Origin of the sequence: Desulfolithobacter dissulfuricans, assembly GCF_025998535.1 — a bacterium.
Taxonomy (GTDB): Bacteria; Desulfobacterota; Desulfobulbia; order Desulfobulbales; family Desulfobulbaceae; genus Desulfolithobacter; species Desulfolithobacter dissulfuricans.
Map to the genome: position 1 here is coordinate 295,350 of NZ_AP024233.1, position 16,185 is coordinate 311,534.

Below are 16,185 nucleotides of genomic sequence, written 5' to 3' on the forward strand. Positions count from 1 at the left end.
TCTTTTACCCTTTTTCCTGGTTTCGGTGGATGGCAAAGGGGGCCCAGCTCTGGCAGGTGGGCATGACCTCCACGGAGTTGATGTTGACGTGGGGTGGCGTGTTGACCGCCCACCAGACAATGTCGGCAATGTCCTCGCCGGTAAGGGGCCGGGTGCCCTGGTACACCTGGTCCGCTTTTTGCCGGTCGCCATGGAACCGGACAACAGAGAATTCGGTCTCGGCCAGGCCGGGCTCGATGTTGGTGACCCGGATTCCCTTGCCGAGCAGGTCAGCCCGCAGGTTGTTGGAGAACTGTTTGACAAAGGCCTTGGTGGCCCCGTAGACGTTGCCGCCGGGATAGGGCCAGGTGCCGGCCACGGAACCCATGTTGATGATATGTCCCCGGCCACGCTCCACCATGGCTGGCAGCAGGGACCGGGTCAGGTAGAAAAGGCCTTTGATGTTGGTGTCGACCATGGTCTCCCAGTCTTCCAGATCGGCCTCATGGGCCGGATGAAGGCCCAGGGCCAGGCCGGCGTTGTTGAGTAGGACATCAATATCCGCAAACCGTGTCGGCAGGGATGCGACCATGCTCTCCACCGCGGTCCTGTCGCGCACGTCGAGCACTGCAATATGCATGGGCGTTTCGGGAAAGGCCTGGCGCAGTTCTTCTAGCCTTTCGGTGCGGCGGCCGCTGATGATCAGCTGCCAGCCATTACGGGCAAATTTTTCGGCGCAGGCGCGGCCGAAACCTGAGGTCGCTCCGGTTACGAGGATTGTTTTTGCCATGGGGCATCACCGTGCATCTTGGGCCATAATAAGGCGTTTGAACCATATGGAACAGTTCGGCAACCACCCGGAGGGTGCTCTTGGCCTTTACTTTAATGTGATTACCATCAATCTTCAGCATTGAAACCGGTGTCGGGCCTCGCTTTTTTCACGGGACGCCATAAACCCGTCCCCGGGGGCTTGACTGTGGCCATCCAGGCCACAGACACCCGTGCAACAAGCAAGCCCCGACACCTTCATCCATCGAAGGCTGAATTTCAGTGGTAATCAGATACTTTAATGTCTCTGAAAAGGGAGAACCGCCTGACTGAAAGGGAAAAAGACTGTCTGTAGCAAGTGTCTGTCCAGAAATGGTATTTTTGCCCGATCTCTGCGTCATGCTCAAAAAATAATGCTCGGAATATTATATATATGCCTGCGCTTATTTTTTTCACATTCCTTGATCTCGAACGAAAATCCTTATTTCTGGACCGACACTAGCAAAGCAGGTTTACTGGTAAAATACAAGATTTTTTGTCTGCAGAGATCCTGGATGATCGGTGGGTGATCCGCAGGCGGGCTGTTTTCAGGAAGGAGGTGGAAATCGGTCGGTAAATGATTATAGTAAGCCTGTCCACCACATTTGACGGGCAGTGGTTCATGCCCGTGTGCCATGAAGAAATCGGTCCGGGGCAGTGGTTGCAGGCCCGGCCAACGCATGATGGAGAGTGATCAATGCTGAAGAAGAAAATACAGAAGGCCCTCAACGAACAGATCAATGCCGAAATGTATTCGGCTTATCTCTACCTGTCCATGGAATCCTATTTCCAGTCCATCAGCCTTGCCGGTTTCGCCACCTGGATGCGGGGCCAGGTGCAGGAAGAGCTGACCCATGCCATGAAGTTCTATGATTTTGTCGGTGAACGCGGCGGGCGGGTTGTTCTGGACACCATCAAGAAGCCGGTCTCCACCTGGGAGTCGCCCCTGGCCGCCTTTGAGCATATTCTTCAGCATGAACAGCTGGTTACCGGGTTGATCAATGATCTGGTAGATCTGGCCGAGAAGGAAAGGGACCATGCCACCCGGATCTTTCTGCAGTGGTTTGTTACCGAACAGGTGGAAGAAGAGGCCACTGTGGGCGAGATCGTCGACAAGCTCAAGCTGACCAGGGATAACCCCTCGGGTCTGTTTTTCCTCGACGCCGAGCTGGGGAAACGGGTCTTTACTCTGCAGCAGAGTGAAGGCTGAATCTCTTTTTGAGCCCGGGTGAACGATGAGTACACGCAAGATAAAAAAACAGGTGCTTGACCTGCTGGCCGGGCCGGACCTGGAAACAGCGCTTTCGTCCCTGCGCAAAATGGAGCCAAAGGATGTGATCAATGCCCTGTTTTCCGCGATATACCGTCCTGAAGAGCCGCTGCGCTGGTACGGTATCACCGCCATGGGCGAGATGGTGGCCCGGTTGGCCGACAAGGACATGGAAGAGGCGCGGATCATCATGCGCCGGTTTCTCTGGAGTCTCAACGACGAATCCGGCGGCATCGGCTGGGGTGCGCCCGAGGCCATGGCCGAGGTCATGAGTCGTCATCCCGGGCTTGCCCGGGAGTACATCCACATGCTGATCTCCTACATGCGCGAAGACGGCGAGGAGATTGCCCAGGATGGCAACTATCTCGAACATGAGACCCTGCAGCGGGGGCTGCTCTGGGGGATCGGCCGACTGGCCGGGACCAGGCCGGATATGCTCCTTGAGCGGGGGGCCGACCATGACCTGGTCCATTACCTGGAATCCCCGGACGCTGCAGTGCGCGGTCTGGCGGCCCGGGCCCTGGGGCTGCTGGGTCGGGCTGACCTGGCCACCGATCGGCTGCGGGAGCTTGCCCGGGATCCGGAACCGGTCCGGGTGTACGAGGACGGTCGACTCCGGGAGACCACGGTGGCTGAACTGGCCCGCGGGGCCTTGGAAGAGAGCCCTGCATGACTCCGCGGATTTCCCGGGCCGGTTTTATCCAGTTCCGGATCGTACCGGGTGAGCCGGGCGCCAATCTGGAACGGGTCCGTGATCTCTGCCGGGATTGTCCTTCAGTGGCCGGGAGTCTGCTGGTCCTGCCGGAGTTATGGGGATACGGTTTTGTTTATCGCCGCTTCCCGGAGCTGGTCCGGGAGACCCCGGTGCTCCTCGAAGGCTTGACCGCGCTCGCCGCCGAGCTCGACTGTGTCTTTGCCGGGTCGCTGCTCGAGCGGGATCAGGAGACGGATCAGCGCTACAATACGCTTTTTTTTGTCAGTGGTGACGGGGTGGTCGGCACCTGGCGGAAAATGCATCTGTTTCGGTTATGGGAAGAGGATCGATACCTCGTTCCCGGTTCGCGGCCGGCACCGGTGCGGATCGGCGGTTCCCTGGTGGGAGGGCTGGTCTGTTACGACCTGCGTTTCCCGGAGCTTGCCAGGGAGCAGGTGTTTGCCGGGGCCAATTTGCTTGTGGTCTCGGCCGAGTGGCCAAAGGTGCGCCTTGATCACTGGCGGATCCTGCTGCGGTCCCGGGCGGTGGAAAACCAGGTCTTCGTCGTCGCTGCCAACGGCTGCGGTCAGGTCGGACTCCAGGAGCTGGCAGGCCATTCCATGGTCATCGCCCCGGATGGTGAGGTATTGGCCGAGTCCGGAGGGCGAGAGGCAGCTATGGTTCGGGATCTGGACCAGGGGCGGATCGATACCCTCCGGTCCCGGTTCTGCAGTGTGGGAGAACGGCCCTGGCTGCACCGGGACACGGACAAGCTGGTGAGTCCGGTGACCATTGAAGACCGCCTTGGTCCCATCCGTGCTCAGGGCAGCCGTATCGTTCTGGCCCAGGGCCGGTTTGCGGAGTTGACGCCTGAACTGGTGGCCACCCTGGAACAGGCCCGTTGTCAGGGTGATCTGCTCGTGGTCGGACTGGGGCCGGGTGGCCCGGAGCTGTCCCGTCAGGGCCGGCTGATCGCATCCCTTGGCTGCGTGGACCTGGTGGTCCTCTGTCACGGGGAGCCTGGTCGGAACCTGGCCACGGCGGTGTGTCCCGATGTCCTGGTTCCTCTGGGGAGTGAGGTTTGATTTTTTAGGGGGACATCAGCTTTCATGTTTCGTTGTGCAGGCCGTGGGAGCCTGCATGGGTGCTACTGAAAATTACACAAGGAGTCCATTATGCCGACCATTACAATCAGGGGAATGAAATGTCAGCATTGTGCCGCCTCGGCGGCAAAAGCCCTGGAAGCCCTGGACGGGGTGAGCCGGGTCCGTATTGATCTGGAAAAGGGTGAGGCCACCTGGGAAGGGGAGGTCGCCCTGGATGAGGTCAGGGAGGCCATCGCCAGGGCAGGGTATGAGGTGGTGGATCAGGATTGATCACCTCTGCCAAGCGTTGATCAGGTCTGTATCCCGTCTCCTTTGGCACCTGTTTGCAGGGCACTTTGAAAAATTGCTTTTTCGCCCGATAACTGCGTCGCCGGCTCAATGAAAAATGCTCGCATATGTTTAATATGCTGAGTTTTTTAATTTTGCCGCTCCTCGGAGTCTCGCAGGCTCGTTTACCTGTTCTCGAACGAAAGTTCTCATTTTTCAATGCACCCTGGAGATGTCGATGCCATGGTCTGCGCCAGTGGCACCGCTTTTCCGACCAGTGTGCTATTGCCGATGTGGTGCTGCTGAAATCGGCTCGTCCTGGGCTCCTGCGGCCGGGGTAATGGCTCTGCACGCGTCAGCGCCACGGTTCGGGTGTGGGCCTGCCCTGATCGTCCGGACAGAAAAAAATTCAGGGCTTGACGGATGGAGAATATCGTTATATTCATATTCGTGAATGTAGCGATATATTAAACAAAAGTAAAATCGCCACCCGGGGGTGGGTCCTCTGGGTGCGGAGATTTGCTATGAAAGAATGTGTACGGGTCATGAAGGCCCTGTCGGATCCCAATCGGCTCAAGGTATTGAAGATGTTGGAGGGGGGCGAGCTCTGTGTCTGCGAGATCCAGCCGCTGCTCGGGCTCTCCCAGTCCACCACCTCCAAGCATCTCAAGCTCCTTGAAGATGCCGGCTTGGTGGAGAAGCGCAAGGATGGGCAGTGGGTCATCTATCGACTGGCCGATGGCACACAGTCCGTTTACGCCGCCCGGATGCTTGAGTCTGTCCGTCAGTGGCTTGGCGATGATCCGGATATTCAGGCTATGAAGCAAAACGTCCCGCCGGTCAGCCGGACATGTACGGACACAACGAGGTGAATCCAATGGAACCGCTCAAAATGGCAACCTGTCCCTGTGCCCAGGATAGTGAAACCCAACCCCAAAAGCAGAAACCATCCTTTCGTCTTGGTCCACTACAGATGGTACTGGCCGCAGCCGGTCTTGTCCTCTGGTACGGGCTCTACCGTCAGCTTGGTCCCTTCTCCGAGTATCTGACCTACTCTCTCCTGGGGCTTGAGCGGGGAAGTCATCTCGGTGAGGCCCTGTCCTTTTTCCTCTATGACACTCCCAAAGTGCTCATGCTTTTGACCATTGTGGTTTTTGCGGTGGGAATTATCCGTTCCTTCTTTACCCCCGAGCGGGCCAGGAAGCTGCTCCAGGGCCGGAAGGAGTTTGTAGGTAATATCTTTGCCGCCATGCTGGGAGTGGTGACGCCGTTTTGTTCCTGTTCGGCTCCGCCCCTGTTTATCGGTTTTGTCACCGCCGGCATACCCCTGGGCGTGACCCTGTCTTTTCTGATAGCGGCGCCGCTGATCAACGAGATAGCCCTGGTTCTGCTTTTTGGCCTGCTGGGCTGGAAGATAGCTCTGTTGTACATGGTGACCGGGCTGGCAATCGCCATTGTCGCCGGCTGGATCATCGGCCGGCTGCACCTGGAACATTTCATCGAGGACTGGGTCCGTACTATTCTCGCCGGTGGTGGCCAGGAAGCAACCGGGCCCATGAGCTGGAGTGCACGGATCGTCCATGGCTGGGAGGCGGTTCGGGATATCGTCGGTCGTATCTGGCCTTATGTGGTCGGCGGGATTGCTGTGGGAGCCGCCATCCATGGCTATGTGCCGGAAGGCATGATGGCGCGGATCATGGGCGAAGACGCCTGGTGGTCGGTGCCGGCCGCGGTGCTGATCGGTATTCCCATGTATGCCAGTGCGGCCGGTGTGGTGCCGGTGATTCAGGCCTTGCTGGGCAAGGGAGCCGCGCTCGGTACGGTGCTGGCCTTCATGATGAGCGTGGTGGCCCTTTCCTTTCCCGAGATGGTTATCCTGCGCAAGGTATTGAAGCCTCAGTTGATCGCTGTCTTTGTCGGAGTGGTGGGCAGTGGTATCCTGCTGGTGGGGTATCTCTTCAACCTGGTGATCTGAAGCTCCAGGTGAACCGGTTCCGACCCGGCCCACTGCCCGGGAACCGCTTTACTCCTTCCAGTCCGGTCGCAGGTGCAGTTCGGTGAGCTGCTTGCGGGCCACCGGGGCCGGGGCCTCGGTGAGCGGACAGGTGGCTTTCTGGGTCTTGGGAAAGGCGATGACGTCGCGGATGGAGTCAGAGCCGGTCAGGATCATCAGCAGCCGGTCAACTCCAAAGGCGATGCCGCCATGGGGCGGAGCACCGAGTTCCAGGGCCCGGAGAAGGAAGCCGAATTTTTCCTCCGCCTCCTGCTGGTCGATGCCCAGGACCTGGAAGACGCGTTCCTGGATGTCCTTGCGATGGATACGGATGGAGCCGCCACCGATCTCATTGCCATTGAGAACCAGGTCGTAAGCTCGGCTCTTGACCTTGCCCGGCTCGCTCTCCAGCAGGTCCAGGTGGTCTTCCCGGGGCGCGGTGAAAGGATGATGCACTGCGGTGTGCCGCTTTTCCCCATGGTCATATTCCACCAGCGGAAAATCGGTGATCCACAGGAAGTCAAAGCTCTCCCCGTCGATCAGTTCGAGGCGTCGGGCCAGTTCAAGGCGAAGCTCGGCCAGGACCTGGTTGACCACCCCGCGGCTGTCGGCTCCGAAGAGGATCAGGTCGCCAGGCTCGGCATCCAGGGCCTCACGCATGGTGGCAATTTCCTCTTCTGAAAAGAATTTGGTGATGGGTGACTGCCATTCGTCTTCCTTGATCTTGATCCAGGCCATGCCTTTGGCGCCGAACCGGCCGGCGAACTCGGTCAGGTCGTCCAGATCCTTGCGGGAAAAGGTGGCGCAGCCCTTGGCGTTGATGGCCTTGACCACTCCCCCTTTCTCGATGACCTGGCCAAAGACCTTGAAACCGCAGCCGCGCAGTTTCTCGGTCAGGTCGATCAGCTCGAACCCGAACCTGGTGTCGGGTCGATCGGTGCCGAAACGCTCCATTGCTTCGTCATAGGTCATGCGCGCAAACGGCGGCCTCAGTTCGATGCCTCGGGCGGCTTTGAAAATTTCGGCGATCATCCCCTCGGTGATACCGATGATGTCTTCCTCGGTCACGAAGCTGAGCTCCATGTCGATCTGGGTGAACTCCGGCTGCCGGTCGGCGCGCAGGTCTTCATCCCGGAAGCACTTGACCACCTGGAAGTAGCGGTCCATACCGGCGACCATCAGCATCTGTTTGAAGAGCTGGGGCGACTGGGGCAGGGCGTAGAACCGGCCGGGGTTGACCCGGCTCGGCACCAGGTAGTCCCGGGCTCCTTCCGGGGTGGAGCGGGTAAGCATGGGGGTTTCGATCTCAAGAAAATCGTTTTCCGAGAGGTAGTTGCGGGCGGCCTGGACCGCTTTGTGGCGCATGATCAGGTTGCGGGCCATTTCCGGCCGCCGAAGGTCCAGGTAACGGTACTGGAGCCGGAGGTTATCAGAAACCTCGACTTCCTCGTCCAGCGGGAAAGGCGGCGTTTCGCTGGTGTTCAGGATATGCAGCTCCGAGACCAGGACCTCGATGGCGCCGGTTTTGAGCTTGGGATTTTCCATGTCCGCCGGGCGTCGCTCGACCCTGCCCCGGACAGCCAGGACCCATTCACTGCGTAACCGGTGCGCCTTGGCGTGGACTTCCGCATTGACCTCCGGGTTGAAAACCACCTGGGTGATGCCCCACCGGTCCCGCAGGTCGATAAAGATAACGCCGCCATGATCCCGGCGCCGCAGAACCCAGCCCATGAGGACGACTTCCTGATCCAGGTTGTCCGGGCCAAGCTCATTGCAGTTATGTGTACGCGAAAGCGCTCCCAGTGTATCCATTAGTATTCTCCAGCCGCTGATGTGAGTGAAAAGTTAAAAGTGATGGTCCTGTGACAGGTTCTGATTCCGGAAGTTTTTTAACTTTCCGATCTTGCTGTTTCCATGCATGTCTTGGCCAGTATCCCGGCCAGCTCTTTCGTGTCGCCTTCCAGAGAAAAGGAGGTCTGCTCCTGGGTATCCATGTTGCGCAGGATAGCTTTTTTCTCTGCCAGTTCCTGTTCGCCGATGATCAGGGTATAGGCGGCGTTCAGGCGGCCGGCCTGTTTCATCTGGGCCTTGAGGCTGCGGCCGCTGTAGTCCATGGCCGCCCGGACAGAGAGCTTGCGCAGGGCGTGGATCAGCGGGGTGGCAAATTCCATGGCCTCCTGGCCCAGGGCGGCCGCAAAGATGTCTATCTCGCGGTCCAGGGCCTGCTGCTCACTATCCGTGGACTCCATGAGCAGCACCAGCCGTTCCATGCCCATGGCAAAGCCGATCCCTGGCAGTCCGGGGCCGCCGAGCTGGTGGATGAGGCCGTCGTAGCGGCCGCCGGCGCCCACCGCCGACTGCGCCCCCAGTCCGGAGGCGATGAACTCAAAGGTGGTGCGGGTGTAATAGTCGAGCCCGCGGACCATGAACCGGTTCAGCTTGTAGGTGACTCCCAGGAGATCAAGGTTCTTCTGCACGGCCTGGAAATGCTCCCTGCACGGTGCACAGAGCGAATCGAGGATCGACGGTGCATTCTGGACCAGGGCCCGGCACGTTGCCTTCTTGCAGTCCAGCACCCGCAGGGGGTTGGTGGTCCGCCGCCGCCGGCAGTCCTCGCAGAGTCCCTCTTCTTTTTCTTCCAGGTAGCGGACCAGTTTCTCGCGAAAATCGGGTCGGCAATCCGGACAGCCCAGCGAATTGATTTCCAGGCTGGCCGTGAGTCCAAGTTCGGTGAGCAGCATCTGGCCCATGGCCATGAGCTCGGCATCCACCTGCGGTTCCTGGGCGCCGATGATTTCGGCATCGATTTGGTGGAACTGGCGGAGCCGTCCCTTCTGCGGCCTTTCATGGCGAAACATGGGGCCGATGGTGAAGAGCCGCTGCACGGGCCGCTGCAGGTGCAGGCTGTGTTCGATGAAGGCCCGGAGCAGAGACGCGGTGGCCTCCGGTCGCATGGTGATGCCCTTGTCGGGAAAGGTGTACATCTCCTTTTCGACAATATCAGTGGTCTCACCGATGGAGCGGGCAAAGAGCTCGGTTTTTTCCAGGATGGGCAACCGGATTTCCCGGAGCCCGAAGCGCTGGAAGATATCGCGGGCACATGCCTCGATGCGCTGCCAGCGGTGCACCTCATCGGGCAGTATGTCTTTGAAGCCGTTTATGGCCTTGATCTTCAAGAAAATCTCCTTGTGATGGTACGTGTTCCGGACGGCGACGCAGCTCGTCCGTAGCTTGAAACATCTTCAGGTTTCATTTTTGTGCGGGTGCGGAATAAAAAAATCAAAATTTTACTCGAACAGATAGCGAAAAGTCAAGCAGATGTCGTCTATTTGTGGTAAAATATTTGGTTTCAGAAGATTTGTCTTTTTCCCTATGGCATGTGACTTGACAAAGCCATGCCAGGAAGGGCATTATCTCTTGTACCGTAACCTGAAATGGGCGTTTCACCCATCGGCAACATAAAAAAATCCATGATTATACCGGGGTTCTTTTTAAGCTGCCGCACCCGATTCAGGTGTAATACTTTCCAATGAAAAGAGTACCAGATGAAACTGCCAGAACTTAAAATAGGTCGGTTTACAGCACGAATACCAATTATCCAGGGCGGCATGTCCATCCGGGTATCCGATTCCGCCCTGGCCATTCCGGTTGCCGAATGTGGCGGCGTCGGCACCATCGGCGGCTCCGGTATCCCCGTGGAGGAGTTGCAGGAAGACATCCGCAAGGCGAAAAAAGCGACCGACGGCGTCATCGCGGTCAATATTATGTACGCGATGAAGGATTTTTACGAGCTCGTCATGGGGTCCATCGAAGCCGGAGTGGATATCATCATCACCGGCGCCGGTTTTTCCCGGGACATCTTCAAGATCGGCAAAAAATACAACGTGCCCATTGTCTCCATCGTCTCCTCTCCGGCCTTTGCCAAACTGGCGGAAAAACTGGGCGCGGCGGCCATTGTCGTTGAAGCGACCGAGGCCGGCGGCCATCTTGGTACCGACAAGCCGCTGCGGGAGTTGTTTCCGTCCATCCGCAAGGTGGTGAGCAAGGTGCCACTCATTGCCGCCGGCGGCATAACCAATGGCTTTGAGATGGCCGAGATGATGGAGAAGTTCGGGGCCGACGGCATCCAGATCGCCTCCCGTTTTGTCCTTTCCAAGGAGTGTTCGGTCTCCCAGGCCTTCAAGGAAACCTTTCTCAGGGCCAGAAAGGAAGATATAGTCCTGGTGAAATCGCCGGTGGGTATGCCCGGCCGGGCCATCAAAACGCCCTTTATCCAGAAGATGGAACAGGGCGAGGACGTGAAGGCCAGGGAGTGTAAATTCAAGTGTCTTAAAAAATGCAGTTTCCGGTACTGCATCAATGAGCGGCTGACAAAATCATACAAGGGTGATGTGGAAAACGGGCTGGTTTTTTCCGGCGCCAACACCTGGAAGATGAACGAGATTCTCTCGGTCCGGGAAATATTTGACATGTTTGTCCGTCAGGCCGAATCAGTCTACCGCGAAGGAAAAATAAATCTTAACAACGCATGAAAGCAGCAGTTCGCTTATCCGGCCGCAGGGCGGGACAAACCGAATATGCAGTCAACTGGAGATACTGGGGCGTGAGACGGGAACGCCTGGCTGTCCGGGCTGGATCCAGAGACCTGCTTTCATATAAACGTGTTTCGTTGTCTGTGGAACACCTCTCTACACTACATGGTTACTGCATCAGATGGCCGGGAGCTGCCGGCCTTTTCACCAAATATGACCCCCACGGTCATTCCAGAGTCTGACCACCCTATCCGCAAAAAGGATATCGATAAGGAAGCTCTCAAGGTGCTCTATCGCCTGCGGGATGCCGGTTTTTCGGGGTACCTGGTCGGAGGCGGGGTGCGTGATCTGTATCTTGGCAAAAAACCGCGGGATTTCGATATCTCCACCGATGCCCGTCCGGGTCAGCTGCGCAAGCTGTTCCGTAACAGCCGGACCATCGGCCGCCGGTTTCGCCTGGTGCAGGTGTTCTTCCGTGGCGGCAAGATCATCGAGGTCTCCACCCTTCGTTCACTCAGTGAATACGACATCAATGGTCAGGAGCAGGTCCTGCCCAGCAACAACACCTATGGCACCCTCGAGGAAGACGCCTTCCGCCGGGATCTGACCATCAACTCCCTGTTTTACGAGATAGAGAATCGGACCATTATCGATTATGTCGGTGGTGTTCGCGACCTGGACGAGGGCGTTGTCCGCATTGTCGGTGAGCCGGAACGGCGGGTGACCCGGGATCCGGTCCGGATTATGCGGGCGGTTCGTCACGCGGCCCGGAGTAATTTTGAAATCGAGCCGGTGACCTGGAAGGCGATCGTTTCCAACCGGGAAAAACTGCTGCTCTGTCCTCCGTCCCGGCTGCGCGATGAACTGCTCAAAGACCTTCGTTCCGGAGCCAGCCGGCCCTGGGCCGAGATTGCCATCAAATGCGGCCTGCTTTCCACTCTGCTGCCATGTTATGAAGATATTGCAGGCAACAGGGAAGTGAAAGATGAATTGCTGGCCATGCTCGGTGTGCTGGATCGGCTGTATGGCCAGGATATCCGGGGCGGCAAGATAGTGGTGCCTGATTTCATGCTCTTTGCCCTTCTGCTGGCGCCCTGGGCCTGCCATCGCTATGAGCTGACCAGGCAGAAAATTCGCGGACCGGTGTACCACCAGCTCTCCCGCCAGATCCGCAGCGACATTGATCAGCTCTTTGGACAGCAGCTCAATATGAAGCGCATGATCAAGGAAGCGATCACCACTCTCCTGGTCAACATCTCCACCTTCAGTCAGCACCATAACGGTTCTTCCTGGCCCAAGTGGCTGCGGCGCAAGAGCTATTTCGGCGATTGCTCCAGGTTCTACGCTCTCTATCTCGAAGCCACGCAGGGACGTCCTGCCGATGAGAACCTCTTCGTGGAGACCGAGGAAATCCGACCGGTCACCGTGGAACACCGGGGCGACGGTGAACGGGAACGGCCGCGGGCCCGCAAGGGAATCAATCCCGCCTTCTCCAGTAGAAAACATGGTGTGTTCGGCTTGCGCCGGGGATAATTGAACACTGACGTGGAAAGTGTGAAGGGAGAAGCTGCCGGGTCGACGTTTCGTTTTTTACTGTACAACATCCGTTATTGTACAGGGATCGGAGCGCGGTTTCATCTGCCGGTCCCCTATGCCGGATATTTCAAACGCTCTGGCGAAAATCTGGAGAAAATCATCTCCTTTATCAGGGAGGTGGATCCCGATATTATCGGTTTGATCGAGGTTGACTGCGGCTCCTTCCGCTCGGAAAAACTTTGCCAGGCCGAGGTCATTGCCCGTCAGCTCGGCCATTTCCATGTGGTTCAGAACAAATATGGTGAAGATTCCGTGGCCACCAGGGTGCCGGTTCTCAGCAAGCAGGCCAATGCCCTGCTCACCCGCCTTCCCATCAGCTCCCATCGTTTTCATTATTTTGACAAGGGCGTCAAGCGGCTTGTGATCGAGGCGCAAATCGAACCGGCAACCGTGTTTCTGGTTCACCTGTCCCTTACCTACCGTGTCCGGCAGGCGCAGTTGCAGAATCTCTATCGTCTTGTTCGCGAGGTGCAGGGACCGGTTATCGTGGCCGGCGATTTCAATGTCCTCTGGGGCGATCAGGAACTGGAACTTTTTTTGGCTGCCACCGGCCTTACCAGTGCCAATGGTCTGGGAACCCCTTCGCATCCCAGCAAAGCACCCAAGAGGCAACTGGATTTCATCCTCCACAGTGAAGAGTTCAAGGTAAGCGGATTCCAGGCTCCACTGGTTACCTATTCCGATCACGTGCCACTGGTCTGTGACCTGGAACTGCGGTAAGGCCGGGCGAACCCTCCTGCTGCCACTCATGTTTCCGTTCAGCCCGACATGGGCAGGCCAATGACCGACCCGTTGCGGCCGGTAACACCATTCCCCTCCTTCACCGCCCGTCGATAGGAGAAAAAGTCCAGGCTGCAGCAGGTGCAGATACCTGTTATGTCGATCTGTCTGTCCGGAACTCCCGCCTGCTGCAGTTGATCGCGGCTGATTTTCCAGAAATCAAAATAATTTCTTTTCCACTGGTACCTGTGCAGGCCAGGGGGAAGCTCGCTGCGAAAGTTGACAAACTCCGCGCAGCAGGGACCAAGCGACGGGCTGATCACACCCCGCAGGTTTGGTGGTTCCACGCCGAAATGGAGCTGCATACTGGTGATGGTTCGGGCGATGATGTTGGCCACGCTTCCACGCCAGCCGCAGTGGATCGCCGCCACCACATGCCTGATCGGGTCATGGAGCAGGACGGCCTGGCAGTCGGCCTGCTGGATCAGAAGACCGACCCCGGGCTGACTCGTAACCAGGGCGTCGCAGTTATCGATTTCCACATCAGCACTGATATCTTCCACCACCTTGATCCCGGTACCGTGGACCTGGCGGGCGGAAACAAGATGGGTGAGACCCAGCAGGTGTTTCACACTCCGCCGGTTCCTGGCCACATCTTCGTTCCGGTCGCCGACATACAGGCCGAGATTGAGGGAATCGTAGGGCTTTTTGCTGACTCCGCCATGCCGGTTCAACATGGCATGGGGTACTGTCAGCACAGGGCTTGAAAGCGGTGTCAGGCGATGGTGTGGCATGGAAGAAATAAGAAATCTAAGATACAGGTGGCACGGATGGATGCCTGCGTCAGCAGTGCAGGCTGCCCGGTTGCCTGGCCGGGAATACAAAAAAGGGGAAAGCCACCAGGCTTTCCCCTTTTTAGTGTTTGCCCGGCATGGCGGGCAAACCCAGCCTGCGGAACGCAGGCGTCACCCCGACCAGGGGGAAGACAATCCGAATCGCAAGGGCGTTGCTGGCAACGGCAGGGTCTGAAGGAAGCGATAGGAAGTGAGCGGTACATAGCGTAAGTGAACCTGATTCGGCGTCATAGGTGGGTAAGCGTGCACAATAGCGTGAAGCCCGATACCTGGTCAGACCTTTGGCGTGATTGAGGATGGGATTGCTCACCGGGAGTTCGCCTTAACCGGGGAAGCCTCCTAGCGTACTTGCAGTACGAGAGTTAAGGAAGGTTCAAGGAGAGATCCAAGGCCTACCGAAGCGGTGGGAGGTGGCAGATGATTCCGTAGTAGTGATGAAATCCCGGCCGGAGAAGCCTGGTAACAGCGTGGAGGATAAAACCGGGATGACCTGTCAGCGTTGTTTGACAGGGGCTGGTATTTGCCAAAAGCGGTATCAGTTGCGAAGGGATGAAGTTTATTTGAAGGTTCCCTGAAGATCATGGAGGTCTGGAGTCAGAACACAAGCTGCCCGACGGGGCGGGGCACATTTTCGGCGGTATGCTGTGAGAGGCCGTCTGCTGATTTTGGCCGTTCATCGGAGTAACCTGAACAGTTGAGCGTACATTGCCCATTGGGATAGAAGGCGCTCTCATTTGGGTGAAGACCCGGGGATTCCAGGCAGAAGTGGAGGGATGGGGACGCAGGACAGGAGCATGGTTGACGTTTGGTACAGTCTGTATGACCGGATGCTGAGCAGGGACGCTCTGCACAAGGCGTTTGGGAAGGTGAGGTCTGCGAAGGGAGCTGCCGGAATAGACGGCCAGTCCATCAAGGACTTTGCCGCATCAGCCGAAGCCAACATCGACTGTCTCCTGAAGGAACTGTGGGAAAAGAGTTACCAGCCACTGGCCGTGCGCCGGGTAGAGATACCCAAGCCAACCGGAGGAGTTCGGTTGCTCGGTATTCCAGCAGTCCGTGACCGTGTAGTGCAGCAGGCACTGCTCGACATTCTCCTGCCGATATTCGATCGGGATTTCCACCCGTCGAGCTATGGCTATCGCCCAGGCCGCAGTTGTCATCAGGCGATATCCAAGGCGACGATGTTTATCCGTGACTACGATCGAAAGTGGGTAGTTGATATGGATCTGTCCAAATGCTTTGACACCTTGGACCATGATCTCATCCTCAGCGCCTTTCGTCGCCGGATCAGGGACGGGAGTATCCTCGGTCTCCTGGAGAAGTTTCTGAAGAGCGGTGTAATGACGGATTCGGGATTTACGGCTAGCGAGATCGGCAGTCCACAGGGCGGCGTGATCAGCCCTCTGATAGCCAATGTGTATCTCGATTCTTTTGATCAATTCATGAAGAATCGTGGCCACCGAATAGTCCGCTATGCGGACGATATCCTGATTCTGTGCCAATCAAAGAAAGCGGCCGAGAATGCTCTTGAGCAGGCACGGCACTATCTTGAAGGAGAATTGCTGCTGACTGTCAACCGTGAAAAGACCCATATCTGCCACAGCAGTCGGGGCGTAAACTTTCTGGGAGTATCCGTATGCTCTCAGTATACGCAAATCCAGCGAGGCAAGATTAAGTCTTTCAAGGCAAAGGTCAAGGCAATGACCCGGCGTAATTCCCCGGTGAATCTTGAGAAAGTGATTGCAGATCTCAATCCGCTCTTGAGGGGATTTGCCAACTACTTCCGGATAGCGAACTGCACAGGAGAATTTTCAAGGCTGATGAGATGGATTCGGAGAAGACTGCGAGCCATCCAGCTGAAATTGTGGAAGAAGCCCAATCGGCTTCACCGCAGGCTGAGGCAGCTTGGATACAGGGGGAAGTTTGATGCGATCAAAATGAACTCCTGGGCCAATGCGGCAAGTCCTTTGAGCCATTATGCCCTGCCCAACGGATATTTACACCGGGGCTTGGGTCTCTTTGATCTTGGTGCTGTATCTACTGGAATCTCTGTTTCAATATGAAGGAAAATAAACAGGAGCCGTATACGAGACCCGTACGTACGGTTCTGTGAGAGGGATGAGGCAAGCGTAATTAACTTGCCTCACCCTACTCGATTTGCCCGGCATGGCGGGCAAACCCAGCCTGCGTTACGCAGGCGTCACCCTGACCAGGGGGAAGACAATCCGAATCGTAAGGGCGTTGCTGGTAACGGCAGGGTCTGAAGGAAGCGATAGGAGGTGAGCGGCACATAGCGCAAGCGAACCTGATTCGGCGTATCAGGAGGGTAAGCGTCCTAAATAGCGCGAAGCCCGATACCTGGTCAGT

14 protein-coding genes are annotated in these 16,185 nt (G+C 57.3%); 10 read left to right on the forward strand and 4 right to left on the reverse strand.

Going from position 1 to position 16,185, the window contains the following annotated elements; all coding sequences use genetic code 11:
* Nucleotides 1-4 precede the first annotated feature (4 nt).
* Nucleotides 5-769, reverse strand: a complete 765-nt coding sequence (locus GF1_RS01295; RefSeq protein ID WP_267927819.1) for an SDR family oxidoreductase — start codon at nucleotides 767-769, stop codon at nucleotides 5-7.
* Nucleotides 770-1,483: 714 nt separating this feature from the next.
* Between GF1_RS01295 and GF1_RS01300 the strand changes: the two genes are divergently transcribed.
* The 6 genes from GF1_RS01300 to GF1_RS01325 all read left to right on the forward strand — a co-directional run bounded on the left by GF1_RS01300 (nucleotide 1,484) and on the right by GF1_RS01325 (nucleotide 6,098).
* Nucleotides 1,484-1,996, forward strand: a complete 513-nt coding sequence (locus tag GF1_RS01300) for a ferritin (RefSeq protein ID WP_267927820.1) — start codon at nucleotides 1,484-1,486, stop codon at nucleotides 1,994-1,996.
* 25 nt (nucleotides 1,997-2,021) lie between these two features.
* Nucleotides 2,022-2,729: a DVU0298 family protein gene (locus tag GF1_RS01305; protein WP_267927821.1), complete on the forward strand. Its 708-nt coding sequence runs from the start codon at nucleotides 2,022-2,024 to the stop codon at nucleotides 2,727-2,729.
* Nucleotides 2,726-3,835: a nitrilase-related carbon-nitrogen hydrolase gene (locus GF1_RS01310; RefSeq protein WP_267927822.1), complete on the forward strand. Its 1,110-nt coding sequence runs from the start codon at nucleotides 2,726-2,728 to the stop codon at nucleotides 3,833-3,835. Before GF1_RS01305 ends, GF1_RS01310 begins: the two co-directional genes overlap by 4 nt.
* 90 nt (nucleotides 3,836-3,925) lie before the next feature.
* Nucleotides 3,926-4,126, forward strand: coding sequence for a heavy-metal-associated domain-containing protein (locus GF1_RS01315; protein ID WP_267927823.1), 201 nt, complete (start codon nucleotides 3,926-3,928; stop codon nucleotides 4,124-4,126).
* A gap of 521 nt (nucleotides 4,127-4,647) precedes the next feature.
* Nucleotides 4,648-4,995, forward strand: a complete 348-nt coding sequence (locus GF1_RS01320; RefSeq protein WP_267927824.1) for an ArsR/SmtB family transcription factor — start codon at nucleotides 4,648-4,650, stop codon at nucleotides 4,993-4,995.
* Between the two features lie 5 nt (nucleotides 4,996-5,000).
* Nucleotides 5,001-6,098 carry a permease gene (locus GF1_RS01325; RefSeq protein ID WP_267927825.1) on the forward strand — a complete coding sequence of 366 codons (1,098 nt, stop codon included), beginning with the start codon at nucleotides 5,001-5,003 and terminating at the stop codon, nucleotides 6,096-6,098.
* A gap of 48 nt (nucleotides 6,099-6,146) precedes the next feature.
* Here the strand turns inward: GF1_RS01325 and aspS are convergent, their stop codons facing one another.
* Nucleotides 6,147-7,928 (reverse strand): aspartate--tRNA ligase, encoded by a 1,782-nt coding sequence (gene aspS, locus GF1_RS01330; protein WP_267927826.1) that lies wholly within the window; start codon nucleotides 7,926-7,928, stop codon nucleotides 6,147-6,149.
* A gap of 77 nt (nucleotides 7,929-8,005) precedes the next feature.
* Entirely contained in the window at nucleotides 8,006-9,292 is a 1,287-nt protein-coding gene (gene hisS / locus GF1_RS01335; RefSeq protein ID WP_267927827.1) for a histidine--tRNA ligase, read from the reverse strand.
* 369 nt (nucleotides 9,293-9,661) lie between these two features.
* On the opposite strand from hisS, the gene GF1_RS01340 reads away from it, so the two are divergent.
* From GF1_RS01340 to GF1_RS01350, 3 genes are all read left to right on the forward strand, one after another.
* Nucleotides 9,662-10,648 (forward strand): NAD(P)H-dependent flavin oxidoreductase, encoded by a 987-nt coding sequence (locus GF1_RS01340; RefSeq protein WP_267927828.1) that lies wholly within the window; start codon nucleotides 9,662-9,664, stop codon nucleotides 10,646-10,648.
* Nucleotides 10,649-10,813: 165 nt separating this feature from the next.
* Entirely contained in the window at nucleotides 10,814-12,181 is a 1,368-nt protein-coding gene (locus GF1_RS01345) for a tRNA nucleotidyltransferase/poly(A) polymerase-related protein (RefSeq protein WP_267927829.1), read from the forward strand.
* 21 nt (nucleotides 12,182-12,202) lie between these two features.
* On the forward strand, nucleotides 12,203-12,964 hold the full coding sequence (locus GF1_RS01350; protein ID WP_267927830.1) for an endonuclease/exonuclease/phosphatase family protein: 762 nt from the start codon (nucleotides 12,203-12,205) through the stop codon (nucleotides 12,962-12,964).
* 38 nt (nucleotides 12,965-13,002) lie between these two features.
* Here GF1_RS01350 and pgeF read toward each other — a convergent pair whose 3' ends face one another.
* Nucleotides 13,003-13,722 (reverse strand): peptidoglycan editing factor PgeF, encoded by a 720-nt coding sequence (gene pgeF, locus GF1_RS01355; RefSeq protein WP_267927831.1) that lies wholly within the window; start codon nucleotides 13,720-13,722, stop codon nucleotides 13,003-13,005.
* A gap of 890 nt (nucleotides 13,723-14,612) precedes the next feature.
* Between pgeF and ltrA the strand changes: the two genes are divergently transcribed.
* Nucleotides 14,613-15,881 (forward strand): group II intron reverse transcriptase/maturase, encoded by a 1,269-nt coding sequence (ltrA, locus tag GF1_RS01360; RefSeq protein ID WP_267926322.1) that lies wholly within the window; start codon nucleotides 14,613-14,615, stop codon nucleotides 15,879-15,881.
* Nucleotides 15,882-16,185 lie beyond the last annotated feature (304 nt).

Coding starts and splice junctions, on each gene's coding strand:
- GF1_RS01295 (WP_267927819.1), bottom strand. CDS start 769: ATGGCAAAAACAATCCTCGTAACCGGAGCGACCTCAGGTTTCGGCCGC.
- GF1_RS01300 (WP_267927820.1), top strand. CDS start 1,484: ATGCTGAAGAAGAAAATACAGAAGGCCCTCAACGAACAGATCAATGCC.
- GF1_RS01305 (WP_267927821.1), top strand. CDS start 2,022: ATGAGTACACGCAAGATAAAAAAACAGGTGCTTGACCTGCTGGCCGGG.
- GF1_RS01310 (WP_267927822.1), top strand. CDS start 2,726: ATGACTCCGCGGATTTCCCGGGCCGGTTTTATCCAGTTCCGGATCGTA.
- GF1_RS01315 (WP_267927823.1), top strand. CDS start 3,926: ATGCCGACCATTACAATCAGGGGAATGAAATGTCAGCATTGTGCCGCC.
- GF1_RS01320 (WP_267927824.1), top strand. CDS start 4,648: ATGAAAGAATGTGTACGGGTCATGAAGGCCCTGTCGGATCCCAATCGG.
- GF1_RS01325 (WP_267927825.1), top strand. CDS start 5,001: ATGGAACCGCTCAAAATGGCAACCTGTCCCTGTGCCCAGGATAGTGAA.
- aspS (WP_267927826.1), bottom strand. CDS start 7,928: ATGGATACACTGGGAGCGCTTTCGCGTACACATAACTGCAATGAGCTT.
- GF1_RS01340 (WP_267927828.1), top strand. CDS start 9,662: ATGAAACTGCCAGAACTTAAAATAGGTCGGTTTACAGCACGAATACCA.
- GF1_RS01345 (WP_267927829.1), top strand. CDS start 10,814: ATGGTTACTGCATCAGATGGCCGGGAGCTGCCGGCCTTTTCACCAAAT.
- ltrA (WP_267926322.1), top strand. CDS start 14,613: ATGGTTGACGTTTGGTACAGTCTGTATGACCGGATGCTGAGCAGGGAC.